Annotated in this window: 30 protein-coding genes; 17 read left to right on the top strand and 13 right to left on the bottom strand. The window is 70.9% G+C overall.

The window, feature by feature from the left end:
* Positions 1-113: 113 nt before the first annotated feature.
* The 3 genes from BLR02_RS04820 (at position 114) to BLR02_RS04810 (ending at position 1,373) form a co-directional block, all read left to right on the top strand.
* A complete protein-coding gene (locus BLR02_RS04820; RefSeq protein WP_218127376.1) occupies positions 114-515 on the top strand; it encodes a four-helix bundle copper-binding protein in 402 nt (133 codons plus the stop codon).
* An 11-nt stretch (positions 516-526) separates the two neighbouring features.
* A complete protein-coding gene (locus tag BLR02_RS04815) occupies positions 527-844 on the top strand; it encodes a DUF6496 domain-containing protein (protein ID WP_090562308.1) in 318 nt (105 codons plus the stop codon).
* A gap of 67 nt (positions 845-911) precedes the next feature.
* On the top strand, positions 912-1,373 hold the full coding sequence (locus BLR02_RS04810; RefSeq protein WP_090660950.1) for a nitroreductase family deazaflavin-dependent oxidoreductase: 462 nt from the start codon (positions 912-914) through the stop codon (positions 1,371-1,373).
* Positions 1,374-1,493: 120 nt separating this feature from the next.
* Here BLR02_RS04810 and BLR02_RS04805 read toward each other — a convergent pair whose 3' ends face one another.
* The gene (locus tag BLR02_RS04805; protein ID WP_090562314.1) at positions 1,494-2,522 is read right to left on the bottom strand and encodes an aspartate-semialdehyde dehydrogenase; all 1,029 of its coding nucleotides are present in this window, start codon (positions 2,520-2,522) and stop codon (positions 1,494-1,496) included.
* An 82-nt stretch (positions 2,523-2,604) separates the two neighbouring features.
* Between BLR02_RS04805 and pqqA the strand changes: the two genes are divergently transcribed.
* The 8 genes from pqqA to BLR02_RS04765 all read left to right on the top strand — a co-directional run bounded on the left by pqqA (position 2,605) and on the right by BLR02_RS04765 (position 7,892).
* Entirely contained in the window at positions 2,605-2,742 is a 138-nt protein-coding gene (pqqA, locus tag BLR02_RS29985; RefSeq protein ID WP_090562316.1) for a pyrroloquinoline quinone precursor peptide PqqA, read from the top strand.
* A 153-nt stretch (positions 2,743-2,895) separates the two neighbouring features.
* The gene (locus BLR02_RS04795; RefSeq protein ID WP_245704609.1) at positions 2,896-4,263 is read left to right on the top strand and encodes a PQQ-dependent sugar dehydrogenase; all 1,368 of its coding nucleotides are present in this window, start codon (positions 2,896-2,898) and stop codon (positions 4,261-4,263) included.
* Positions 4,263-4,589 carry a c-type cytochrome gene (locus BLR02_RS04790; RefSeq protein WP_090660947.1) on the top strand — a complete coding sequence of 109 codons (327 nt, stop codon included), beginning with the start codon at positions 4,263-4,265 and terminating at the stop codon, positions 4,587-4,589. The genes BLR02_RS04795 and BLR02_RS04790 overlap by 1 nt, the downstream gene beginning before the upstream one ends.
* Before the next feature lie 9 nt (positions 4,590-4,598).
* Complete coding sequence (pqqB, locus tag BLR02_RS04785) at positions 4,599-5,528, top strand: pyrroloquinoline quinone biosynthesis protein PqqB (protein WP_090660944.1); 930 nt, start codon at positions 4,599-4,601, stop codon at positions 5,526-5,528.
* A complete protein-coding gene (pqqC, locus tag BLR02_RS04780; RefSeq protein WP_090660941.1) occupies positions 5,525-6,256 on the top strand; it encodes a pyrroloquinoline-quinone synthase PqqC in 732 nt (243 codons plus the stop codon). The genes pqqB and pqqC overlap by 4 nt, the downstream gene beginning before the upstream one ends.
* Entirely contained in the window at positions 6,253-6,522 is a 270-nt protein-coding gene (pqqD, locus tag BLR02_RS04775; RefSeq protein WP_245704608.1) for a pyrroloquinoline quinone biosynthesis peptide chaperone PqqD, read from the top strand. Before pqqC ends, pqqD begins: the two co-directional genes overlap by 4 nt.
* A complete protein-coding gene (gene pqqE / locus BLR02_RS04770) occupies positions 6,519-7,631 on the top strand; it encodes a pyrroloquinoline quinone biosynthesis protein PqqE (RefSeq protein ID WP_090660935.1) in 1,113 nt (370 codons plus the stop codon). Before pqqD ends, pqqE begins: the two co-directional genes overlap by 4 nt.
* A gap of 24 nt (positions 7,632-7,655) precedes the next feature.
* Positions 7,656-7,892, top strand: coding sequence for a hypothetical protein (locus BLR02_RS04765; protein WP_090660932.1), 237 nt, complete (start codon positions 7,656-7,658; stop codon positions 7,890-7,892).
* Between the two features lie 12 nt (positions 7,893-7,904).
* Here BLR02_RS04765 and BLR02_RS04760 read toward each other — a convergent pair whose 3' ends face one another.
* Entirely contained in the window at positions 7,905-8,552 is a 648-nt protein-coding gene (locus BLR02_RS04760) for a cation transporter (protein ID WP_090660928.1), read from the bottom strand.
* Between the two features lie 67 nt (positions 8,553-8,619).
* Between BLR02_RS04760 and BLR02_RS04755 the strand changes: the two genes are divergently transcribed.
* Positions 8,620-9,048, top strand: coding sequence for a MerR family transcriptional regulator (locus BLR02_RS04755; RefSeq protein ID WP_090660924.1), 429 nt, complete (start codon positions 8,620-8,622; stop codon positions 9,046-9,048).
* Here the strand turns inward: BLR02_RS04755 and BLR02_RS04750 are convergent.
* The 5 genes from BLR02_RS04750 to BLR02_RS04730 are packed head-to-tail and all read right to left on the bottom strand — an operon-like array spanning position 9,035 to position 13,140.
* Positions 9,035-9,430, bottom strand: a complete 396-nt coding sequence (locus BLR02_RS04750) for a RidA family protein (RefSeq protein WP_245704607.1) — start codon at positions 9,428-9,430, stop codon at positions 9,035-9,037. The two genes, BLR02_RS04755 and BLR02_RS04750, sit on opposite strands and share 14 nt — an antisense overlap.
* Positions 9,427-11,046, bottom strand: coding sequence for an AMP-binding protein (locus tag BLR02_RS04745; protein ID WP_218127860.1), 1,620 nt, complete (start codon positions 11,044-11,046; stop codon positions 9,427-9,429). The genes BLR02_RS04750 and BLR02_RS04745 overlap by 4 nt, the downstream gene beginning before the upstream one ends.
* Before the next feature lie 47 nt (positions 11,047-11,093).
* A complete protein-coding gene (locus BLR02_RS04740) occupies positions 11,094-11,906 on the bottom strand; it encodes an enoyl-CoA hydratase family protein (RefSeq protein WP_090660921.1) in 813 nt (270 codons plus the stop codon).
* Positions 11,903-12,397 (bottom strand): MarR family winged helix-turn-helix transcriptional regulator, encoded by a 495-nt coding sequence (locus BLR02_RS04735; protein WP_090562346.1) that lies wholly within the window; start codon positions 12,395-12,397, stop codon positions 11,903-11,905. The genes BLR02_RS04740 and BLR02_RS04735 overlap by 4 nt, the downstream gene beginning before the upstream one ends.
* Positions 12,397-13,140, bottom strand: coding sequence for an SDR family NAD(P)-dependent oxidoreductase (locus BLR02_RS04730; protein WP_090660918.1), 744 nt, complete (start codon positions 13,138-13,140; stop codon positions 12,397-12,399). Before BLR02_RS04730 ends, BLR02_RS04735 begins: the two co-directional genes overlap by 1 nt.
* 107 nt (positions 13,141-13,247) lie before the next feature.
* Between BLR02_RS04730 and BLR02_RS04725 the strand changes: the two genes are divergently transcribed.
* The 4 genes from BLR02_RS04725 (at position 13,248) to BLR02_RS04710 (ending at position 18,192) form a co-directional block, all read left to right on the top strand.
* On the top strand, positions 13,248-15,566 hold the full coding sequence (locus BLR02_RS04725; RefSeq protein ID WP_090660915.1) for a bifunctional salicylyl-CoA 5-hydroxylase/oxidoreductase: 2,319 nt from the start codon (positions 13,248-13,250) through the stop codon (positions 15,564-15,566).
* 35 nt (positions 15,567-15,601) lie between these two features.
* Positions 15,602-16,822 carry a flavin-dependent oxidoreductase gene (locus tag BLR02_RS04720; RefSeq protein ID WP_090660913.1) on the top strand — a complete coding sequence of 407 codons (1,221 nt, stop codon included), beginning with the start codon at positions 15,602-15,604 and terminating at the stop codon, positions 16,820-16,822.
* Entirely contained in the window at positions 16,822-17,598 is a 777-nt protein-coding gene (locus tag BLR02_RS04715) for an enoyl-CoA hydratase (protein ID WP_090660910.1), read from the top strand. The genes BLR02_RS04720 and BLR02_RS04715 overlap by 1 nt, the downstream gene beginning before the upstream one ends.
* 93 nt (positions 17,599-17,691) lie before the next feature.
* Positions 17,692-18,192 (top strand): hypothetical protein, encoded by a 501-nt coding sequence (locus BLR02_RS04710; protein WP_090562360.1) that lies wholly within the window; start codon positions 17,692-17,694, stop codon positions 18,190-18,192.
* A 24-nt stretch (positions 18,193-18,216) separates the two neighbouring features.
* On the opposite strand, the gene BLR02_RS04705 is transcribed toward BLR02_RS04710, so the two are convergent.
* The 6 genes from BLR02_RS04705 to BLR02_RS04680 are packed head-to-tail and all read right to left on the bottom strand — an operon-like array spanning position 18,217 to position 23,179.
* Complete coding sequence (locus tag BLR02_RS04705; RefSeq protein ID WP_245704606.1) at positions 18,217-18,666, bottom strand: cupin domain-containing protein; 450 nt, start codon at positions 18,664-18,666, stop codon at positions 18,217-18,219.
* Positions 18,667-18,682: 16 nt separating this feature from the next.
* Complete coding sequence (locus tag BLR02_RS04700; protein ID WP_090660907.1) at positions 18,683-19,396, bottom strand: ABC transporter ATP-binding protein; 714 nt, start codon at positions 19,394-19,396, stop codon at positions 18,683-18,685.
* Positions 19,396-20,151 (bottom strand): ABC transporter ATP-binding protein, encoded by a 756-nt coding sequence (locus BLR02_RS04695; RefSeq protein WP_090660905.1) that lies wholly within the window; start codon positions 20,149-20,151, stop codon positions 19,396-19,398. Before BLR02_RS04695 ends, BLR02_RS04700 begins: the two co-directional genes overlap by 1 nt.
* Positions 20,144-21,052, bottom strand: coding sequence for a branched-chain amino acid ABC transporter permease (locus BLR02_RS04690; RefSeq protein ID WP_090660902.1), 909 nt, complete (start codon positions 21,050-21,052; stop codon positions 20,144-20,146). The genes BLR02_RS04695 and BLR02_RS04690 overlap by 8 nt, the downstream gene beginning before the upstream one ends.
* A complete protein-coding gene (locus BLR02_RS04685) occupies positions 21,052-21,972 on the bottom strand; it encodes a branched-chain amino acid ABC transporter permease (protein ID WP_090562369.1) in 921 nt (306 codons plus the stop codon). Before BLR02_RS04685 ends, BLR02_RS04690 begins: the two co-directional genes overlap by 1 nt.
* Before the next feature lie 4 nt (positions 21,973-21,976).
* Positions 21,977-23,179, bottom strand: a complete 1,203-nt coding sequence (locus BLR02_RS04680; RefSeq protein WP_245704605.1) for an ABC transporter substrate-binding protein — start codon at positions 23,177-23,179, stop codon at positions 21,977-21,979.
* A gap of 246 nt (positions 23,180-23,425) precedes the next feature.
* On the opposite strand from BLR02_RS04680, the gene BLR02_RS04675 reads away from it, so the two are divergent.
* Positions 23,426-23,815: a YsnF/AvaK domain-containing protein gene (locus BLR02_RS04675; protein ID WP_218127380.1), complete on the top strand. Its 390-nt coding sequence runs from the start codon at positions 23,426-23,428 to the stop codon at positions 23,813-23,815.
* Positions 23,816-23,825 lie beyond the last annotated feature (10 nt).

The following is a 23,825-nucleotide window of genomic DNA, read 5'->3' as shown; positions in this document are numbered from 1 at the left end:
CTCCCCCTGGCCCTTCCAGCGCGAAATCCTGGGGAGCCGATGCGGCCCTGCGGCGTTGCGCCCGCACGACCCCCATCCACCACCCGAACACAACAACGACGAGGCGAGCGACCATGGACCACCTCCAGGAGATGCTCCGCAACCAGCCCCACCAGCCATCGGCGATGGCGGCGATCCAGCGCTGCATCGAGGCCTGCAACGATTGCGCCCAGGCCTGCACCAGCTGCGCCGATGCCTGCCTGTCCGAGAAGGACCCGGGCAAGCTGATCTACTGCATCCGGCTCGACCTCGACTGCGCCGATCTCTGCGCCGCGACCGGGCGGATCATCTCCCGCCTCACCAAGCCGAACCGCGCGCTGACCGAGGGGGTGCTCGAGGCCTGCATCATCGCCTGCGGCGCCTGCGCCGATGAGTGCCGCGAGCATGCGGAGATGCATGCCCATTGCCGCATCTGCGCCGAGGCCTGCGACGCCTGCGCCGCCGCCTGCCAATCCCTGCTCGAAGCGATGCAGTAAGGAGATCCGGCATGGCCCGCCAGTCCAGGCCGCAGCGCGAGACGGTCGAGCGCGTGATGCGCGAGTTCAAGGAAGGCGAGCTGGAGACCAGCCGCGGCACCCCTGTCCGCTCGCAGCGCCAGGCCGTTGCCATCGCCCTGCACGAGGCCGGCGCCTCCCGTGACGAGAGCCCGGCCGGCAATCGCCGCAACCTTCGCCGCACCAAGGCCCGCGAGCAGGATGCCGGCCAGACCAAGGCCGAGCTCCTCGCCGAGGCCCGCCGCCGTGGCATCCCCGGCCGCTCGGGCATGGACAAGGCGGCGCTGGTGCGGGCCCTGAACGCCCATTAGGCATCGGGGGGAGGCGCATCGGCCCGGCCGGTGCTAGCCTCCCGCCGCCTCAAGCGGAGAGCCGACAATGTCCGACGCCAAGCTCGCCCCGAACCTCCCGCAATGGATGCTCGACCACGCCAACCGCTACATCGCCAGCGGCGGGACGGAGGGCCATCTCTACAAGATCTCGCCCCCCGGCTATGGCGACCTCACCGTGCCCGCGCTGCTGCTGACGACGGTCGGGCGGAAATCCGGAGAGAAGTACATCTTCCCGCTGTTCTACGGAAAGACCGGCGACAGCTACATCATCGTCGCCTCGAAGGGTGGCGCGCCGGAGCATCCGGGCTGGTACCGCAACCTCGTCGCCAATCCCGAGGTCGAGATCCAGGTCGGCACCCTGAAGACCAAGGCCCGCGCCCGCACCGTGACCGGCGAGGAACGTGCCCGGCTCTGGGAGAAGGCCGTGGAGTTCTGGCCGCCCTATGCCGATTACGCGAAGAAGACCGACCGGGAGATCCCGGTAGTCGTCCTCGATCCGGTGAACTAGAGCACACTCCGATCAGGTGGAATCGCCTGATCGGAGAAATCTGTCCGCTGAAACAACAGGCTGGAGCGGGTTCCGTGAGTCAGTGCGAACGGAAACCGCTCCAGCGACGGCGGCGCGGCCTCAGCGCCGCGCCTCCACCAGCCCTTGCTGCTGCACGAGTTCGGCGATCTGTACGGCGTTCAGCGCCGCGCCCTTCCGCAGGTTGTCCGCGACGCACCAGAACGCCAGGCCATGCGGCACCGTCTCGTCGCGGCGGATCCGGCTGACATAGACCGCATCCTCCCCCGCCGCATCGAGCGGCGTGATGTATCCGCCATCCTCGCGCTTGTCGACGAGCTGCAGGCCCGGTGCGTCGCGCAGCGCCTCGATCGCCTGCTCGACGCTGATCGGCGCCTCGAACTCCACATGCACCGCCTCGGCATGGCCGATGAAGACCGGCACCCGCACGCAGGTGGCGATGACGGCGATGTCGGGGTCGAGGATCTTCCGCGTCTCCACCGCCATCTTCCACTCCTCCTTGGTCGCGCCATCCTCCTGGAAGGCGTCGATATGGGGGATGACGTTGAAGGCGATGGGCTTGGTGAACTGCTCCGGCACCGTCGCGTCGTTCACGTAGATCGCGCGGGTCTGGTTGAACAGCTCGTCCATGCCCTCCTTGCCCGCGCCGCTGACCGACTGATAGGTCGAGACCACCACGCGCCTGACCCGCGCGATGTCGTGCAGCGGCTTCAGCGCCACGACCATCTGGATGGTTGAGCAATTCGGGTTGGCGATGATGCCCCGCTTGCCGAGCCGCTTCAGCGCCTGCGGGTTGACCTCCGGCACCACCAGCGGCACGTCGTGGTCCATGCGGAAGCGGCTGGTGTTGTCGATGACAAGGCAGCCCGCCGCCGCCGCCCGCGGCGCATGCACCGCCGAGATCGCCGCCCCCGGCGAGAACAGCGCGATATCCGTGCCCTTGAAGTCGAAGCTCTCGAGGCTCCGCACCTTCAGCACCGATTTCTCGCCGAAGGAGACCTCCGCCCCGACCGAGCGGGAGGAGGCGAGCGCCACGACCTCGCGCACCGGGAAATCCCGCTCCGCCAGGGTCTTCAGCATCTCGCGCCCCACCGCCCCGGTGGCGCCGACGACCGCGACCCTGTAGCTCATATCCCGCTCCTGCTCTGGTGCATGAGGCGGCTTCTCTAAGGATTGCGCCCCGCGCATTCAAGGAAGCGGGGACAAATGCTTGATGATCGCCCCCCACGGCCCCAGTATTCCCCTGCCACCACACCGTATGGAGGGACTGATGGCCTGGAAAAAGCCGCGCGTGACCGAAATCTCTCTCGCTCTCGAAATCAACAGCTACGCCTGCGCCGAGATCGGCTGACACCTCGATCGAAGCCCTTGAAGCGCCGCGCCGGTCCTCCGGCGCGGCGCTGCTGCGAGAGGCTGGTCACGCGTATGTCAACCCGCTCCCGTCTCCTGCCCGCGCATGCTTACCGCCAGCGAACCGCCGGCAAGGGCGGAAGCGGGGAGGGACATGATGAAGCATCTCGGCATCCTGCTTGGCGCCGCCATCGTCATGGCCGCGCCGGCGCTGGCGCAGAACCAGGCCCAGCCCGGCCGCACCACCACCAATAGCGGCGGCGCCACGCCCGGCGAGACCAGCCCGGGGGTGCGCCCGCCACCCCCTGGCCCGGTGCCGAGTGCCGGCCAGTCCAACCTTGACCGCCTGGGTCAATTCCGCACCACCGGCACCTCGATGCAGATCGAGACCGTGCCCCAGGAGGGCCGCCGCGCCGATGCGCTGCGCCGCAACCTGGAATCGATCCGCCTGCCGGAAGGCTTCCGGATCGAGCTCTTCGCCGTCGTGCCCGATGCGCGCCACATCGCGATCGGGCCCTCCTCCGGCGTCGTCTTCGTCGGCACCCGCAAGCAGCGCGTCTGGGCCGTGACCGACCGAGACCGCGACCGTGTGGCGGATGAGGTGAAGGTCTTCGCCCCCTCCCTGCAGTTCAGCGTGCCGAACGGCCTCTGCTTCTCGCCCGATGGCATCCTGCATATCGTGGAGCACAACCGCGTCATCGCCTTCCCCGCGGCCGAGTTCTTCTACGAGACGCCCGACGTCGCCGCCGAGATCGTGGTGCCGCAAGGCGGGCTGATCCCCGCCGCCGAGGAGAGCTTCAACCACGGCGCCCGCGTCTGCCGCATCGGCCCGGACAACAAGCTCTACATCTCGCTCGGCCAGCCCTTCAACGTGCCGAGCCCGGCGAAGATGGAGGTCTTCAACCAAGTCGGCATGGCCGGCATCATCCGCATGGACCGCAACGGCCAGAACCGCGAGGTCTATGCGCGCGGAATCCGCAACAGCGTCGGCATCGCCTTCCGTCCCAATACCGCCGAGCTCTGGTTCACCGACAACCAGGTTGACGGCATGGGCGACGACACCCCGCCCGGCGAGCTGAACCGCATCACCGCCGCCAACCAGAATTTCGGCTTCCCCTGGTATGGCGGCGGCACCGTCCGCACCAACGAGTACCGCAGCGCCCAGGCTCCGGCGGAGACCGTGCCGCCCGTGGTCGAGACCACGCCGCATGCCGCCGATCTCGGCCTGACCTTCTATGAGGGCCGGATGTTCCCGGAAGCCTATCGCGGCGCCATCTTCAGCGCCCAGCACGGCTCCTGGAACCGCACCACGCCGATCGGCGCCCGCGTGATGGTCACCTTCCTCAATGCGGACGGCACGGTGCGCGAGCACAAGCCCTTCGCCGAGGGCTGGCTCGATACCGAGACCAACGAGTATCTCGGCCGTCCCGTCGATGTGGCGATGCTGCGCGACGGCTCGCTCCTTGTCTCGGACGACATGGCCGGCGCCATCTACCGCATCTCCTACGACCGCCACCGCTGATGCGCCTTGCCTGCCTCGGGCTGGCCCTGCTCCTGGCCAGCCCGGCCCTGGCGCAGGAAGGCGACGCCCGCGCCGGCCGCCGCCTTGCAGGCGGCCGCTGCGCCGTCTGCCACGGCAATGACGGCATCGCGGTCCAGCCCGACGCGCCCAACCTCGCCGGCCAGAACCCGGCCTATCTTTCGGCCCAGCTCCGCGCCTTCCGCGACAAGGCGCGCCTCCATGAGCAGATGAACCTCATGGCCGCCGACCTCACCGAGGCCGATATCGCCAACCTCGCCGCCTGGTACGCCGCCATCGAGGTGACGGCGACGCCCCCCGCGCGCTAGGCTCCGCCCATGTTCCGCGCCATCGTCCTGGGCGCCGCCGCCGGCGGCGGCTTCCCGCAATGGAATTCCGCCGGCCCCGGCTGCCTTCGTGCCCGCGCCGGCGACCCGGCCGCACGTCCGCGCACCCAGACCTCGCTCGCCGTCACCGCCGATGGCGAGCGCTGGGTGCTGCTGAACGCTGCCCCGGACCTCCGCGCCCAGATCGAGGCCACGCCCGCCCTCCATCCCCGCCCGGCGGGCGGCGCCATCCGCCATTCCCCCATCGCCGCCGTCGTCCTGACCGGCGCCGAGGTCGATACCGTCGCCGGCCTGCTGACGATGCGCGAGCGCCAGGCCTTTGCCCTCTATGGCGCTCCGCAATCCCTCGATGTCCTGGCCGGGAACCCCATCTTCCTCGCCGTGAACCCGGAGATCGTCCCCCGCCGCCCGCTGCCGCTCGGCACGCCCCTGCCGCTCGCCGACGCGGCGGGCGTGCCGCTGGGCCTTGATCTCGAAGCCTATGCCGTCCCCGGCAAGATCCCGCTCTTCGCCGAGGCGGGTAGGGACCCCGGCCGCGCCGATACGGGCGAGACCATCGGCCTCCGCCTCTCGGCCCATGGCCGCAGCCTCCACTTCATTCCCGGCTGCGCCGCCATGACGCCGGCGCTCGCCGCCCGGCTCGACGGCGCCGACGCGCTGTTCCTCGACGGCACCCTCTGGCGCGACGACGAGATGATCCGGGCCGGCGCCGGCCCCAAGACCGGGGGGCGCATGGGGCATATGAGCATCGACGGGCCCGAGGGCGTCCTCGCCACCTGCCGGGATCTCGGCATCCGCCGCCGCATCCTCATCCACCTGAACAACACCAACCCCGTCCTGCTGGCCGACAGCCCCGAACGCGCAGCGGTGCTCGCCGCCGGCTGGGAGGTCGCGGAGGACGGCATGGAGGTCGCCCCATGACCGACGATGCGCTGCTCCCGCCCGAGGAGCTGCACGCGCGCCTGGAAGCCATCGGCGCCGAGCGCTACCACGTCCACCACCCCTTCCATCACCTGCTGCATGGCGGGAAGCTGAGCAAGGCGCAGGTCCAGGCCTGGGCGCTGAACCGCTACTACTACCAGGCCAGCATCCCGGCGAAGGACGCCTCGCTGCTTGCCCGCCTGCCGACGCCGGAGCTCCGCCGCGAATGGCGCCGCCGCATCGTCGACCATGACGGCGACGGCACCCATCCCGGCGGCATCGAGCGCTGGCTGAAGCTGACCGACGGCCTCGGTCTCGACCGCGACTACGTCGTCTCGCTGGAGGGGCTGCTGCCCGGCACCCGCTTCGCCGTCGATGCCTATGTGAACCTCGTGCGGAGCCGCTCCGTGCTGGAGGCTATCGCCTCCTCGCTGACCGAGATGTTCTCGCCCGCCATCATCTCGCAGCGCGTCTCCGGCATGCTCCGCAACTACGACTTCGTCTCCGAGGAGACGCTGGCCTATTTCACCCCGCGCCTGACCCAGGCGCCGCAGGATGTCGATTTCGCCCTGTCCTACGTCAAGCGCGAGGCCCGCACCCGCGCCGAGCAGGAACAGGTCCTGGCCGCCCTCCGCTTCAAATGCAGCCTGCTCTGGGCGCAGCTCGACGCGCTGCACTTCGCCTATGTGGAGCCCGCCCTGCCGCCCCCGGGCGCCTTCCGCCCGTGACGCCTGACAGCATCCCCCGCCTCGCCCGCGGCATGAAGCTGCGCGAGGACAAGGCCCGCGCCCAATGGGTCGTGCTCGGCCCGGAGCGCATGTTCGTCCCCGACGAGATCGCCCTCGAGATCCTCCGCCTGCTCGACGGCAGCCGCAGCCTCGGCGCCATCGCCGACACCCTCGCCACCCGCTACGCCGCCCCGCACGACGAAATCCTGGCCGATATTGCCGCCCTGCTGGACGATCTCGCCGCCAAGGGCGTTGTCACGGCATGATCCAGCCACCGCTCGCCCTGCTGGCCGAGCTCACCCATCGCTGCCCGCTGCGCTGCCCCTATTGCTCCAACCCGACGGCGCTCACCCGCCCGGGCGAGGAGGTGGACACCGCCACCTGGGCCCGCGCCTTCGCCGAGGCCGCGGATCTCGGCTGCCTGCAGGTCCATCTCTCCGGCGGCGAGCCCACGGCCCGGCGCGACATCGAGGCGCTGGTCCGCGCCGCGAGCGAGGCAGGCCTCTACACCAACCTCATCACCTCCGGCGTGCTGCTGAACGGCACGCGGCTGGAGGCGCTGGTGGCGGCCGGCCTCGACCATGTCCAGCTCTCCATCCAGGATGCCGAGCCCGTCTCGGCCGACCGCATCGGCGGCTATCGTGGCGGCCATGCGCGGAAGCTCGAGTTTGCCCGCCATGTCACGGCGGCGGGTCTGCCGCTGACGCTCAACGCCGTCGTCCACCGCCAGAATCTCGACCGCCTGCCGCAGATGATCGCGCTGGCGCTCGAACTCGGCGCCGGGCGGCTGGAGGTGGCCCATGTGCAGTATTACGGCTGGGCGCTGGCCAACCGCGACGCACTGATGCCGAGCCGCGCGCAGCTCGATGCCGCTACCGCTGCGGTCGAGGCCGCCCGCGCCGCGCATCGCAGCCGCCTCGTCATCGACTACGTGGTGCCGGACTACTACGCGACGCGCCCGAAATCCTGCATGGGCGGCTGGGGCCAGCGCTTCCTCGCCATCTCCCCCGCCGGCCATATCCTGCCCTGCCATGCGGCGGAGAGCCTCCCGGGCTTCGCCTTCCCCGATATCCGCACCACCACGCTGCGCGAGGCCTGGGAGGCGTCGGAAGCCTTCAACCGCTTCCGCGGCACCGGCTGGATGCCCGCCCCTTGCCAGGGCTGCAGCCGCGCCGAGGCCGATTGGGGTGGCTGCCGCTGCCAGGCCTTCGCCCTCACCGGCGACGCGGCGGCGGCCGACCCGGCCTGCGCCCTCTCGCCCCATCATGCTCTGCTCGCGCTGGCGCTTGAGGACGCCGATCGGGCGGGGGAGGCGTTCACCTATCGCGAGCCGGGGCGCTTGCCTGCCGCGCCCGCCTGCCCACCTGTAGACTGAAATCCTGAAGAGGGGAGTCCGCCCATGTTCATGCGCGCCGCCACCACCGCCGCCGCCGCGACCACGACCGGCATGATCTTCGCCAGCCTCGCCTTCCTCACCGGCGTCGGCGTCGGCGCGGCCGCGATCGGCGGCGCCTGCCTCGCCCGCCAGGCGATGAAGCGGCGCGACAGCTGGAAGGACGACACCAGCGTCTCCGCCACCGACACGATGGCGATGCCGGACGAGGGCGAGCCGATGGCGGGCGCCAACCCGATCTGACCGCGCCGGGGTTCAGCGCAGGGCGCCGGCCTCGACCAGCGCCGGCCCCTGCAGCTCGGACCGGGCCTGCCGCACGATCTGCCATCCGCCGCTGAGGCCGAGGGCTGCCATGATCGTGGCGACGATCAGGTCCGGCCAGGCGGTGCCGGTGCCGAAGACGCCGGCCGCTGCCGCCAGCACGGCCAGGTTGCCGATGGCGTCGTTGCGGGAGCAGATCCAGACCGAGCGCATATTCGCGTCGCCCGTGCGGAAGCGGTACAGCATCAGCGCCACCCCGGCATTGGCGATCAGCGCCAGGAGGCCGACGACACCCATCGTGCCGGCCCCCGGCAGCGTCCGCGCATAGGCGTGCCAGGCGGTCGAGGCGAGCACCCCGGCCCCGAGCAGCCCGAGCGACCAGCCCTTCAGCAGCGCCGCCCGGGCGCGCCAGGCCAGCGCCATGCCGGTCACGCCCAGGCTGATCGCGTAGTTGGCGGAGTCGCCGAGGAAGTCGATCGCATCCGCCTGCAACGAGGCGGAGCCGGCCGCGACGCCCGCCACGATCTCCGCCAGGAACATGCCGCCATTCACCGCCAGCGCGATCCAGAGCGCGCGGCGCCATTGCGGCGTGTCGAGGGCGTTGGGGGAAGAGCAGCTATCCTGCCCGCAGCAGCCGGCCATGGCATCACCTCGTTGCATCCGATGCGATGCCCCATATGGGGCCTGTAGCCGCTACAGGGTCAAGGCGATGGCACATCTCTCGATCGGTGATCTGGCGAAGGCCACGGGCACCCAGGTGGAAACCATCCGGTACTACGAGCGCATCGGCCTCATGCCGGAGCCTGAACGCAGCCCGGGCAATTACCGCGTCTATGACCTGGCGCAGCTTCGCCGGCTGAGCTTCATCCGCCGGGCCCGCGACCTCGGCTTCCCGCTCGACCAGGTGCGCGCCCTGCTCGGCCTCTCCGGCGACGGGGCGCGTTCCTGCGCGGGCATCGACACAATCGCCCGCCGGCATCTCGCCGAGGTGGAACGGAAGATCGACGACCTCACCGCCCTGCGCGATGAGCTGGCCGGGATGATCGGCCGTTGCGGCCAGGGCAGCGTCTCCGATTGCCGCATCATCGAGACGCTGGCACCCGTAGCGCCCGGCCCGGCGCCGCTCAGTCCGGGATGATCGCCGTCGCCTCGATCTCGACCCGCGCCTCGGGCTCCACCAGCGCCAGCACCTGCACCAGCGTCATGGCCGGGAAGTGCCGCCCCATCACCGCGCGATAGGCGGGGCCCAGGGCGCGCAGGCTGTCGCGGTATTCCGCCATGTCGGTGACGTACCAGGTCAGCCGGCCGATATGCTCCGGCCCGCCGCCCGCCTCGGCCAGCACGGCGAGGATGTTGCGCAGCGCCTGCTCCACCTGGCCGATGAAGCCCTCGGCGAAACGCCCCTCCGCATCCCAGCCGATCTGCCCACCGATGAGCACGGTCCGCCCGCGTCCGGCCATGCCATTCGCATAGCCCTTGGGTTGCGGCCAGCCGGGCGGCTGAAGGGTTGCGAGACTCACGTGATGGCTCCCTGACGCAAGGCGAAGCGTTGCAGCTTGCCGGTTTCCGTCCGCGGCAGCCGGGCCACGAACTCGATCCGGCGCGGATACTTGTAGGGCGCGATCTCGGCCTTCACATGCTCCTGCAGCGCCTTCACCAGCGCCGCATCGCCGATGGCGCCGGGCTCCAGCACCACATAGGCCGTCACCACCATCCCGCGCTCCGCATCCGGGGTGCCGACCACGCCGCATTCGCGGACCAGGGGATGGCTCAGCATCGCCGCCTCAACCTCGGGGCCGGCGATGTTGTAGCCGGCCGAGACGATCATGTCGTCGCTGCGGGCCTGGTACCAGAAGTACCCATCCTCGTCCTGGATATAGGTGTCGCCGGTGATGTTCCAGCCATTCTCGACATAGTTGGCCTGGCGCGGGTCGTCGAGGTAGCGGCACCCCGTCGGCCCGCGTACCGCGAGCCGCCCCGGCGCACCGCGCGGCAGCTCCGCCCCATCGGGCCCAACGACCTTCGCCTCGTAGCCCGGCACCGGCAGGCCGGTGGCGCCGGGGCGGATCTGCTCCTCCCGTGCGGCGATGAAGATGTGCAGCATCTCCGTCGCGCCGATGCCATCCATCAGCCTGAGGCCGGTCGCCTCCCGCCAGGCCTCGAAGATCGGCCGCGGCAGCGCCTCCCCGGCCGAGACGCATTTGCGCAGCGAGGAGAGGTCATGCTCGCCTGCCTTCGCCGCCATGGCCCGGTAGGCGGTCGGCGCGGTGAAGCAGATCGTCGCCCTGTGGCGGGCGATCGCCGGCAGCAGGTCATCCGGGGAGGCCCGGTCCAGCAGCACGCCCGTCGCCCCGACGCTGAAGGGGAACAGCACCAGCCCACCGAGCCCGAAGGTGAAGGCCAGCGGCGGCGAGCCGATGAAGACGTCGGCGGGCTCCGGCCGCAGCACCTCGCGCGCATAGGCGTCGCAGATGGCCAGCATGTCGCGGTGGAAGTGCAGCGTGCCCTTCGGCTCGCCCGTGGTGCCGGAGGTGAAGCCGATGAGGCAGATATCCTCCGCCGCCGTGTCGCAGGCGGTGAACCCGGCGCTTTCGGCGACGCAAAGCCCCTCCAGCTCGCCATCACCCCAGTGCAGCACATGCCGCAGGTCGGGCGCCTCCGCCTCGGCCAGGGCGCCAGACAGCCTCGCATCGCAGAGGGCGTGGCTGATGCGCGCCTTCCGCAGCATCTGCCCGAGCTCCTTCGCCCGCAGCAGCGGCATGGTGGCGACGACGATGCCGCCCGCCTTCAGCACGGCGAAATAGGCCGCGACCATCCAGGCCGTGTTCGCCCCGCGCAGCAGCACCCGGTTGCCGGGTACCAGCCCCGTGCGATTCACCAGCACATGGGCGATGCGGTTCACCCGCTCGGCGAGCTGCCCGTAGGTCAGCGTCTCCGCCGGCGTCACCAGCGCCGGGTGATCCGCCCGCGTGGCGAGATTCGCGTCCAGCAGCACGCTCGCGCAATTCAGCCGCGCCGGGTAGCGCAGCCGCGGCAGCGTGAACCGGAATTCCGGCCATTGGTCACGCGGCGGCAGGCGCTCCCGCGCGAAGCCGTCGATATGCGCCGAGGCGGTCTCCATCATCATGCCATCCATCGCCACCTCCCTCCGGAGTGCAGTCGGCCGGCACTGCGTCCTGGTCCCTAGTCGCCCTTGAAGACGGGGCGTTGCTTGGCCGCGAAAGCCTCATAGGCACGGCGGAAATCCTGGGTCGTCATGCAGAGCGCCTGGGCAACGGCCTCCGCCTCGATCGCCTGCTCGACGCTCATCGCCCATTCCATCTGCAGCATGCGCTTGGTCATCGCATGGCCGAAGCTCGGCCCGGCGGCGATCTCGCCGGCCAGCGCCGCGGCCTTCGCGTCCAGCTCCTCCGGCGCATGCAGCGCGTTGAAGAAGCCCCAGGCGAGCCCCTCATCCGCGCCCATGGAGCGCCCGAGATACAGCAGCTCGCTCGCCCGCCCCTGGCCGATGATCCGCGGCAGGATGGCGCAGGCGCCCATGTCGCAGCCCGCCAGCCCGACCCGGTTGAACAGGAAGGCCACCTTCGCCCGCGGCGTCGCCAGGCGCAGGTCGGCGCTCATGGCGAGGATCGCGCCCGCGCCCGCCGCCACGCCATCGACGGCCGCGATGATCGGCTGCGGGCAGGCGCGCATCGCCTTCACCAGCTCGCCGGTCATGGCGGTGAACTGCATCAGCCCTTTGGTGTCGCGCTCCAGCAGCGGCCCGATGATCTCGTGCACGTCGCCGCCCGAGCAGAAATTGCCGCCCGAGCCGGCGATGACGAAGACCTTCACCTGCTCCTCCCGCGCCGCGGCGCGGAACAGCGCGCCGAGCTCGGCATAGCTGTCGAAGGTGAGGGGGTTCTTCCGCTCCGGCCGGTTGAGGGTGATGGTCGCCACCGGCCCCTCGACCGCGAGGCGGACATGCTCGGCCCGGTACTCCGCCAGCGGGATCATGGACCGTTCTCCTGCAAGCCCGATTGCACGCTCGCCTTGGCCCGGCCGAGCAGTCGGTGCAGCGCCTCGCGCTCGGCCGCGCCGAGCCCGCCCAGCAGCTCCGCCACCCAGCCCTCATGCGCCGCCGATTGCCGGGCGAATTCCCGCCTGCCGCGCGGCGTCAGCCGGAGGCTCTGCGCCCGTCGGTCCGTCGCGCTCACCCGCCGCTCGACCAGCCCCTCCTCCTCGAGCCGCGCGGCGAGGCCGGTGACATTGCCGTTGCTCACCATCATCCGCCGCGAGATGTCGCCAAGCGTCAGCCCGGCCGCATGCCGCTCCAGCTGCGCCAGCAGGTCGAAGCGCGGCAGCGTCGTGTCGAATTCCACCCGCAGCCGCCGCCGGATCTCCGCCTCGATGAGGTTGGCGCAGGTGAGCAGCCGCAGCCAGAGCCGCAGCTCATCCTTGTGCCCCGGCGGCGTGTCGGCCAGCGCCGTCTCGGCATCGAGCGGCATCACGCCTCGCCTCCCGCCACCGGCAGCGCCACGCCATTCACCGCCGCCGCCTCCGGTCCGCAGAGATAGAGCACTGCCGCCGCCACTTCCTCCGGCTGCACCAGCCGCCCTTGCGGGTTGTGCCGCGTCAGCTCCGCCCGCGCCTCCGCCTCGCCGCGCCCGGTCTTCGCCATGATGCGGGCGATGCTCTCGGCGACGATGTCGGTCTCGGTAAAGCCCGGGCAGACGCAATTGACCGTTACCCCACGCCCGGCCACCTCCAGCGCCAGCGCCCGCGTCAGGCCGAGCAGCCCATGCTTCGCTGCCGCATAGGCCGCGACATAAGGATAGCCCTTCAGCGCCGCCGTCGAGGCGATGTTGACGATCCGCCCCTGCCGCGCCTCCAGCATCCCCGGCAGCACCGCCCGGATGACGGCGGCCGCCCCGGTGAGATTCACCGCCAGCATCCGCTCCCAGAGCGCAGCGTCGGTCTTGAGGAAGGGCGCGCTCTCGGCCGCGCCGGCCGCGTTCACCAGCAGGGCGCAGCGGGGCAGGGGAGGAAGCTCCCCCGCCACGTCGCCGACCAGGAAGGTGCGCGCCGCCCCGGCCTCGACCGCCGCGCGCAGCGGCGCCTCGCGCCGCCCGAGCACCGTCACCCCGGCCCCCGCCGCGCTCAGCGCCCGGGCGCAGGCAAGGCCGATGCCGCTGCCGCCGCCGGTGACGAGCGCGGAAAGACCCTCCAGTGCTGCGCTGCGTGAAGCCATGATGCTTGAAGCCTAAAACATCGCCGAACGCCGTCGCAACCGCCAATTCCGGTTGCCGGCAAAATAGTTGAAGCCTAAACTATCGGGGCTCAGCGGAGGCCCCGGCCATGCGCATCGCGATCATCGGCGGCGGCCCCGCCGGTCTCTACTTCGCCATCCTCATGCAGCGCGACTTCCCCGATGCGCGCATCACCGTGGTGGAACGCAACCGCGCCGACGACACCTTCGGCTTCGGCGTCGTGTTCAGCGATGCCACCCTCGACGCCTTCGCCGCCGCCGATGCGCCGAGCTACCGCGCCATCGCCGAGAGCTTCGCCTACTGGGACGACATCGCAATCCACGCGAAGGGAACCGTGCACCGCATCGGCGGCAACGGCTTCTGCGGCTGCTCCCGTCGCACCCTGCTGCTCCTGCTGCAACGGCGGGCCCGCCAGCTCGGCGTCGAGCTGCGCTTCGGCGAGGAGGCGACGCCGGAGAGCTTCCCGGATGCCGACCTGATCGTCGCCGCCGACGGCATCAACAGCCCCATCCGCACCCGCTTCGCGGACCACTTCCAGCCCGAGATCACCCTGCGCCCCAACCGCTTCGCCTGGATGGGATCGACGCGCCCCTTCGACGCCTTCACCTTCTTCTTCAAGGAGCGGCCGGAGGGCATCTTCATCGCCCATTGCTACCAGTATGAGGCCAATGCCAGCACCTGGGTGCTGGAGACGGACCCCGAGACCTTCGCCCGCGCCGGCCTCGACACCATGGACGAGGCGCAGAGCGCGCGCTTCATGGAAGAGGTCTTCGCCGAGGAATTGGCAGGCCACCGCCTCGTCACCAACCGCTCCGCCTGGCGCCGCTTTCCCGCGCTGAAATGCGCCCGCTGGACGCGCGGCAACCTGGTCCTCATCGGTGATGCCAAGGCCAGCGCGCATTTCTCCATCGGCTCCGGTACCAAGCTCGCCATGGAGGATGCCATCGCCCTCCACCGCGCCTTCCTCCAGGGCGGCAGCGTCGCCGACAGCCTCCTGCGTTTCGAGCATGGCCGCCGCGAGGATGTGGAGAAGACCCAGCACGCCGCCGATGTCTCCCTCGTCTGGTTCGAGCATGTCCGGCGCTTCTGGGACATGCACCCGACGCGCTTCGCCTTCGGCCTGATGACCCGCAGCAAGGCCATCACCTGGGACAACCTCGCCCTCCGCGCCCCGGAATTCACCGCCGAGACCCAGTCCGTCTTCGCCGCGGAGGAAGGCGGCGACCCCGCGAAGCCGCCGATGTTCCAGCCGCTGCGCCTGCGCGGCATGGAGCTGCCGAACCGCACCGTCGTCTCGCCCATGTGCATGTACAGCGCGGAGGATGGGCTCCCGGGCGACTTCCACCTGATGCATTACGGCGCCCGCGCCGTCGGCGGCGCCGGGCTGATCTTCACCGAGATGACCTGCCCCTCGGCCGAGGCCCGCATCACCCCGGGCTGCGCCGGCCTCTGGACCGACGAACAGGAGGCCGCCTGGACCCGCATCGTCCGCTTCGTCCATGCCAACGGCCCGGCCAGGATCGCCCTCCAGCTCGGCCATGCCGGCCGCAAGGGCGCGACCAGGCTGATGTGGGAGGGCATGGACCGCCCGCTCGAGGAGGGCGCCTGGCCCGTCATCTCGGCCAGCCCCATCCCCTACCGCCCCGACAACCAGACCCCGCGCGAGATGACCCGCGCCGACATGGACGCGGTGAAGGCGGATTTCCTCGCCGCCGCCGAGCGCGGCCTCCGCTGCGGCTTCGACATGCTGGAGCTGCACTGCGCCCATGGCTACCTGCTGGCGAGCTTCCTCTCGCCCCTGACCAATCGCCGCACCGATGCCTATGGCGGCCCGGTCGGGAACCGCCTCCGCTATCCCCTGGAGGTCTTCGCCGCGCTCCGCGCCTTCTGGCCCGCTGGCTTGCCCATGTCCGTCCGCCTCTCGGCGACGGACTGGGCCGATGGCGGCATCTCGGACGAGGACACGCTGGCCATCGCCCGCGCCTTCGCCGCCGCGGGCTGCGACCTGATCGATGTCTCCACCGGCCAGACGGTGCATGACGCGGCCCCGGTCTATGGTCGCATGTTCCAGGTCCCCTGGTCGGACATGATCCGCCAGGAGGCCGGCATCGCCACCATGTGCGTCGGCAACATCACCACCGCCGATCAGGTGAACACCATCCTCGCCGCCGGCCGCGCCGATCTCGTGGCGCTCGCCCGGCCGCATCTGACCGATCCGAGCTTCACCCTGCGCGCCGCGGCGAGCTACGGCGTGGCCGACATCGCCTGCCCGCCGCAATACCGCTGGGGCAAGGACGCACTGCTGCGCAACGCGGCCCGCGACCAGGCCGATCTGCGCGAGCTGAAGCTGAAGGCCCGCCCACGCAGCCACGCCCCCGGATTGCCGCCCGCGCGCGCCGCGGAGTAGGCTCCGGGACAGGGCAGGGGAGGAGGAAGGCGGGCATGATCCTCATCGCAGGCGGTGGCGTCGGCGGCCTCACCCTCGCGCTGATGCTCCATCAGCGCGGCATTCCCTGCACCGTCTTCGAGGCCGCGGAGGAGGTGCGCGAGCTCGGCGTCGGCATCAACACGCTGCCGCATGGCATCGCCGAGCTCGATGCGCTTGGCCTTCTTCCCGCCCTCGACGCGGTCGCCATCCGCACGCGGGAGCTGCGCTACCTCAACCATCTCGGCCAGACCCTGTGGTCGGAGCCACGCGGCCTCCATGCCGGCCATCCGATGCCGCAATTCTCCATCCATCGCGGGCGGCTGCACGGCGTGCTCTGGCGCGCGGCGGCCGAACGCCTGCCGCCCGGCGCACTCCGCACCGGCGAGCGGCTGCTCGGCTTCACCCAGGATGCGGAGGGTGTCACGGCGCAATTCACCTCCGGCCCGCAGCGCGGCACCGCCCTCATCGGCGCCGACGGCATCCACTCCGCCCTCCGCGCCATCCTGCACCCGGCGGATGGCGGCATCCGCTGGCAGGGCATCCAGATGTGGCGCGGCGCGGTGGACTGGCCGGTCTTCGAGACCGGCGACGTCATGCTCATCGCCGGCGACCTCAAGGCGAAGCTCGTCTTCTACCCGATCGGGCCCGGCAGCACGCCGGAGCATCGCCTGACCAATTGGGTAATCTATGCCCCTGTCGCCAGCGGCGATACCCCGCCGCCGCGCCGCGAGGACTGGTCCCGTCGCGGCCGGCTGGGGGATGTGCTGCCGCTCGCCCGCCGCCTGAAGCTGCCCTTCCTCAATGTCGAGGCGCTGATCCGCGCCTCGCCCGCCCGGCTCGAATACCCGATGTGCGACCGGGACCCGCTGCCGAGCTGGACGGCAGGCCGCGTCACGCTGCTCGGCGATGCCGCGCATCCGATGTACCCCGTGGGCTCCAACGGCGCCTCCCAGGCCATTCTCGATGCCCGCTGCCTCGCCGACCTGCTGGCCGCGCAGCCCGCCCCCGCCGCGCTCGCCGCCTATGAGGCGGACCGCCTGCCGAAGACCGCCGCCATCGTCGCCAGCAACCGCCGCGGCGGGCCGGAGCGCGTGGTGGACGTGGTCTGCGAACGCGCCCCCCGCGGCTTCACCCGCATCGAGGATGTGATCCCCATGGAAGACCTCGCCGCCATCGCCCGCGGCTATGCCCAGACCGCCGGCTTCGCCCTCGCTGGCGCCGCAGGCGCCCGCTGATGCCCGGCACCATCCGCATCACCCATGCCGAGGCGCCGGGCACCGGCCGCGTCGCCCATGTCACCATCGACCACCAGGCCAAGCTCAACACGCTGAACCCGGAGCTGATGGGCGATTTCGTCGCCGCCATGGCCAGCCTCTCCGGCGATGACAGCCTGCATGCCGTCACCGTCACCGGAGCGGGGCCAAAGGCCTTCATCGGCGGCGCCGATATCGGCACCATGGCCGCCATCTCCGACGAGGCCGGGGCCGAGGCCTTCATCACCCTGGTGCATGACTGCTGCCGCGCCGTCCGCGCCTGCCCCGCCCCGGTCATCGCCCGGATCAATGGCTGGACGCTCGGCGCCGGGCTCGAACTCGCCGCCGCCTGCGACCTCCGCCTGGCCGCCGAGGGCGCCCGCTTCGGCATGCCGGAGGTCCGCGTCGGCATCCCCTCCGTGGTCGAGGCGGCGCTCCTGCCCGGCCTCATCGGCTGGGGCCGCACCCGCCGCCTGCTGCTGCTCGGCGAGACCATCGGCGCGGCCGAGGCGCTGGACTGGGGCCTGGTCGAGCGCGTCGTGCCGGATGACGCCCTCGACACCTCGCTGGAGGAATGGCTGGGCCTGCTGGGCGAGGCCGGGCGCGGGGCGCTCCGCCTGCAGAAGGCGCTCATCCGCCGCTGGGAGGACCTGCCGATGGCCGAGGCCATCGCCGCCGGCATCCCCGCCTTCGCCAGCGCATGGCGGACGGATGAACCGCGCCGCATGCTCGGGGCCTTCGCCCAGCGGCGGCGGTAACCTCTCTCCGAGCTTTGATGGTGCGGTGCAGCGACAAACTCCGCTGCCGGGCCTTTATCCTCATGCGTGCTGAGGCATGACACGCAGGAGCCGATGCTGCCCGAACCCCAACCCGAACCCGATGCCGGCTGGCTCGCCCTGCCGCGTTGCCGGCTTGGCAGCCAGGTGCTGCCCATGGTGCTGCTGCATCCCCGCCACGGCATCGCCATCCAGGGCGGCCCGCCCGAGGCCGCGTCGCTGGTGCGCGAGCGGCTGGAACGCGCCCGCTTCTCGGCCATCTTCCCGGGCGTGTTGCCGATCCTCCGGCTGGCCGAAGGCCAGTCGCCGGAGGCTGCCTTCGCCGGCCAGGAGCCGGTGAACCTGCCGGGTGGCGATGCCTGGTCCCTCTGCGCCCGCCGCGCGCTGGAGCGCGACGCACCACAGGGCCAGCTCGTCCCGCTCGGCAGCAGCCGTCGCCACCGCAACCGGCGTGGCCGGCGGATGGCGGTGGCCGCCGGCCTGCTGGCCCTGCTGCTCGGCGGCATGGCCATGTCGATGATCGGGATGAAGCCCGCCCAGTCCTCGCTGGTGGCCGCGCCGGCCGGCGCCCCGTGAGCGCCGGCCGGTAGCCTGCCTCGCTCAGCCCGGCGGCGGCAGGAACTCCACCTCGTATTCGGCGGCGATCCGCACCACCTCGGCCGGATCGCCGACATTGTGGATGCGGCTGAAAAGTTCGTAGAGCCCAAGGCTCGGCGCCACCCAGAACAGCGCCGTCACCGGGCTGCCCGACTTGTTGAAGATGCCATGCGGCAGCCCCATCGGCAGGCGGATCAGGTCGCCCTTGCCGGCATGCTGCGTCTGCCCGTCCAGCATCAGCTCGAACTTGCCGTCGAGGATGTAGATGAACTCATCCTGCTTCGCATGGATATGCGGCGGCACGAAGGTGCCGTCCGGGAAGTAGGTATGGAAGGCGAAGGAGGAGGCCGAATGCTGCATCGGCTTGTAGGTCTGGCCGAGGATGTTCCAGGCCACGCCGCCCTCGCCCTCGCCCGCCGGGGTGATCCCCGCGCTCATCATCGGCATCGTCATTCGCCCTCCTCCTCTGTCAGACATGCAGGTAAGTCTCGCGCAGGGACGGCGCGGCCGCCAGCGCCTCGCTCGTCCCGGTCCAGACCGTGCGGCCCTTCTCGACCACCACATGGCGGTCGGCCAGCCGCATCACCGCGCCGAGGTTCTTGTCGATGAGCAGGATGGCCTGTCCCTCCGCCTTCAGCGCCGCCAGCACCTGCCAGATCTCGGCGCGGATCAGCGGCGCCAGCCCCTCCGTCGCCTCGTCCAGCAGCAGCAGGCGCGGATTGGTCATCAGCGCCCGGCCGATCGCCAGCATCTGCTGCTCGCCGCCCGAAAGCTGCGAGCCCATGTTCCGCCGCCGCTCCTCCAGCCGGGGGAAGAAGCGGTAGATCGCCGGCAGCGTCCAGCGCGCCGGCCCGTGCCGCGCCGCCGCCGTCGCGGTGAGGTTCTCCTCCACCGTCAGCCGCGGGAAGACCTGCCGCCCCTCCGGCACCAGCCCGAGGCCAAGCCGCCCGATGCGATGCGCCGGCAGCCCCGGCAGCGCCGCCCCGTCGAAGCGGACCTGCCCACCCAGCACCCGCCCGCCGAGCCCCGGCAGCAGCCCCATGATGGCCCGCACCGTCGTCGTCTTGCCCATGCCGTTGCGGCCGAGCAGGGTCACGACCTCGCCCGCGCCGACGGCGAGCGACAAGCCCTGCAGCACCTGGCTCTCGCCATAGCCAGCGGAGAGATCCTCGACCTCGAGCATCACGCCACCTCGTCCTCGCCGAGATAGGCCGCCCGCACCGCCGGGTCCGCGCGGATCGCCGCCGGCGCGTCGGTGGCGATGATGCGGCCATAGACCAGCACGGAGATGCGGTCGGCCAGGGCGAAGACCGCCTGCATGTCGTGCTCGACCAGCAGGATGGTATAGGCCCGCTTCAGCCCGAGCAGGATGCCGATCAGCCGCTCCGTCTCCTCCGGCCCGGCGCCGGCCAGCGGCTCGTCCAGCAGCAGCAGCCGCGGCCGCATGGCCAGCGCGATGGCCAGTTCCAGCTGCCGCTTCTCGCCATGCGACAGCACCCCCGCCATCATGCCCGCCCGCGCGCCGAGCCCGACCTGGTCGAGCGCCGCCATCGCCTGCTCGTTGAGCGCGCGCTCCCCCGCCGCCGGCCGCATGAAGCGGAAGGAGGAGCCGCTGCGCGCCTGCACCGCCAGCGCCGCATTCTCCAGCACGGAGAAGCCGGGCAGGACGGAGGTAATCTGGAAGCTCCGCGCCAGCCCGAGCCGCGCCCGCCGCGGCAGCCCCATCCCCGTGACCTCGCGCCCGGCGAAGCGGATGCTGCCGGCATCCGGCCGCAGCGTGCCGGAGAGCTGGTGGATCAGCGTCGTCTTGCCCGCGCCGTTCGGCCCGATCACCGCATGGATGCCGCCCTCGGCCACGCTGAAGGAGACATCATCCGTCACCGCAAGCCCGCCGAAGCGCTTGCGCAGACCGGCAACGGCGAGGATCGGCTCAGCCACGCCGCAGCACCCCGACCAGCCCGCCGCGCAGGAACAGCACCGAGAGCACCAGCAGCGGCCCGAAGATCAGCCGCCAATGCTCCGTCAGATGGCCGAGCCACTCCTCCAGCAGCACGAAGGCGAGAGCCCCGAGCACCGCCCCCTGCAGCGAGCCGAGCCCGCCGAGGATCACCATGAACAGCAGGTCGCCCGAGCGCTGCCAGGCGAGGTAGGAGGGGGCGACGAACTCCGCCGCATTCGCCATCAGCACGCCCGCCAGCCCGGCGATGGCGCCGGCGATGCCATAGGCGATCAGCCGGTAGGGATAGGGCGAGAAGCCCACGGCCTGCACGCGCAGCGGGTTCTCCCGCGCCGCCCGCAGCACCCGGCCGAAGCGCGAGGCCAGCAGCATCTGCCCGCCGGCCAGCGCCAGGGCCAGCAGCCCGAGGCACAGGAAATGAAAGACCAGCCGGTTCTCCAGCCAGCGCTGCCCGCCGATGGTCGTCCGCCCATAGAGGGTATAGCCGTCATCCCCGCCATAGGCGGCGAGCGAGGCGGTGGTGAAGAAGGCCATCTGCCCGAAGGCGAGGGTGATCATGATGAAATGCACGCCGCTGGTGCGGATGGCGACCGCCCCCGTCACCAGGGCGAAGAGCGCCGCCGCCCCCATTGCCACCGGCACCACCACCAGCGCGTCGGTGATCCGCGCATCGTCCAGCACCACCACCGCATAGGCACCGATGCCGAGCATCGCCGCATGGCCGAGGCTCACCATCCCGGCGCCGCCGACCAGCAGCCAGAGGCTGACCGCCGCCATGGCGAGGATCATCGCCCGCGCCAGCAGCGTCAGCACATAGCCCTCGCCGAAGCCGATGAAGGGCGCCGCGGCCAGCGCCGCCAGCACCACCAGCGCCGCCCGCATCAGCCGCGCACCGGGAACAGCCCGCGCGGCCTGACCGCGAGGATCAGCGCCATGGCGATATAGACCAGCATGGAGCCGATCGCCGCCCCCGCCTGTCGTGCCGGCGAGGCCGCCATCACCAGCCGCAGCAGGTCCGGCATGAGCGACCGCCCGATCGTCTCGATCAGCCCGACCAGCAGCGCGGCGATGAAGGCCCCGCGCACGCTGCCGATGCCGCCGATGACGATGACGACGAAAGCGAGGATGAGCACCGTGTCGCCCATTCCCGGATCGACCGAGAGGATCGGCGCCGCCATCACCCCGGCGAAGCCCGCCAGCATCGCCCCGAAGCCGAAGACGAGCATGAACAGCCGCCGGATATCGACGCCGAGCGCCGCCACCATCGGCGCATGGGTGGCGCCCGCCCGCACCAGCGCGCCCACCCGCGTCCGCTCCACCAGCAGCCAGAGCAGCCCGGCCGTCGCCAGCCCGGCGGCGAGGATGGCGATGCGGTAGACCGGGTATTGCAGCCCGGGCAGCAGGGTGATCCCGCCCTCCAGCAGCGGCGGCACCGGCATCTGCAGGGGCGCCGAGCCCCAGATCGCGCGCACCGCCTGGTTGAGGAAGAGGATCACCCCGAAGGTCGCCAGCACCTGGCTCAGATGGTCGCGGTCATACAGGTGGCGGAAGACCAGCCATTCCAGCAGCAGCCCGCAGAGCAGCGCCGCCGGCAGGGCCAGCACCAGCCCCAGCCAGAAGCTGCCGGTCAGCGCGGCGAGGCTGGCGCCGAGATAGGCGCCCAGCATGTACTGCACCCCATGGGCGAGGTTGATGAAATCCATCACCCCGAAGACGAGGGTCAGCCCCGCCGCGACGAGGAACAGCAGCACGCCGAATTGCAGGCCGTTCAGCCCCTGCACCAGCAACAGGCCGAGGCTCATGGCCTCAGCGCATCCGGCACTCGGCGGCGTAGGGATCGGTGTCGTTCTCCAGCACCTTGCGCACCGTCTCGGTCTGGTACTTGCCATCCGCCCGCTTCGCCACCTGGCAGAGCCAGAAATCCTGCACCGGGTAGTGGTTGGCGCCGAATTTGAAGGGGCCGCGGACGGAGCGGAAATCCGCCGCGCGCAGCGCCGCGCGGAAGGCGTCCTTGTCGGCCAGCCGGCCGCCGACCTTGCGGATGGCGCTGTCGAGCAGCATCGCGCTGTCATAGCTCTGCGCCGCATAGGTGGCCGGCACATAGCCATAGGCCGCCTCGAAATCGCGGACGAATTTCAGGTTGGCCGCATTCTCCATGTTCGGCGCCCAGGAGGCCGCCGAGTAGAAGCCGAGCGCCGCCTCGCCCTGCGCCGGCAGCGTCGCCTCGTCCACGGTGAAGGTCGAGAGGAAGGGGATGTTCGCCAGCCCCGCCTGCCGGTACTGCCGCACCAGGTTCACCCCGAGCCCGCCCGGCATGAAGGTGAACAGCGCATCCGGCTTCGCCGCCGCGATCTTCGCCAGCTCGGCGGAGAAGTCGAGCTGCGTCAGCGGCACATAGACCTCGTCCACCACCTCGCCCTTGAAGCGGGACTTGAAGCCGGCCGCGGCATCCCGCCCGGCCTGGTAGTTCGGCGTCATGACGAAGACGCGCCGGTAGCCGCTGTCCTGCGCCGCCTGGCCCATCACGCTGTGGACCTGGTCGTTGTTGTAGGAGGTGGTGAAGAAATTCGGGTTGCAGCCGCGCCCGGCCAGGGTCGAGGGCCCGGCATTGGTGGAGATCAGGAAGGTGCCGGATTCCGTCACCGGCCGGATGATGGCGGCGAGGATGTTCGAGAACACCACGCCGGCGACCACATCCACCTTGTCGCGCTCGATCGCGGCGCGGACCTTGGTCACCGCCACCTCGGGCCGCAGCTCGTCATCGATGACCACCACCTCGGCCGGCAGCCCGCCGAGCTTGCCGTCGAGATGCTTCAACCCCTGGAGGAAGCCGTCGCGCAACTGGGTGCCGAGCGCCGCCTGCGGCCCGGTCAGCACCGCCACCAGCCCGATCTTCACGCCCGGTGATCCGCCGCCCCCTTGGGCCCCCGCCCGCACCGCCGGCATCGCCAGCGCCGCCCCCGTGCCCAGAGTCGTGCCCAGGAGGGCCCGCCTGCCGATGGTCACCATCCCCCATACTCCCCAGCATGATTGTTTTAAGCTTCAACCATCTCGCTTCGCCACTCAAGCCGCTTTGCGGCCCGTCGCGGTCCGGCCTGCATATTTCGGACCGCGATCATCAGTCCGCGAGACTTCATAGTATCGCAATGAACGATCTGGCCATTCATCTGTTGTGTTGCCAGTCGAGGCTGGAGACATCCGCGGGGACATCCATAGGTGCATAATAAAAACGACAGTCCAGCCGTTGATGATACTGTGACAGTTCCTCTTCTGGAGGAGCGAGCAACCCTCGAACGGCATGAGGTCGAGACCGGGCGCGTGCGCGTCCGTCTTCGCACCGAGGCCGAGGAGCAGCGTCTTCACGCCGATCTCCGATCCGAGGCGGTTGAGATCGAACGTGTCGCCATTGGCCGCGAGTTGGCCGCCGGCGAGGCACCGCCCGTGCCGCGGGAGGAGGAAGAGGGCAGGGTGCTCATCATCCCCGTCCTCGAGGAGGTGCTGGTCGTCGAGAAGCGCCTGGTGGTGCGGGAGGAGCTGCGCCTCCGCCGCACCAGCACCAGCCAATCGGTCGAAGAGCCGGTCACGCTGCGGCGTCAGCATGCCGAGATCGAACGGCTGCCATCCGGCGGCCCAGATACGAACTGACGACACGAAC

Origin of the sequence: Belnapia rosea, from assembly GCF_900101615.1 — a bacterium.
In the GTDB taxonomy this organism is placed as follows: Bacteria; Pseudomonadota; Alphaproteobacteria; order Acetobacterales; family Acetobacteraceae; genus Belnapia; species Belnapia rosea.
This window is presented reverse-complemented; position numbering and strand designations above follow the sequence as displayed.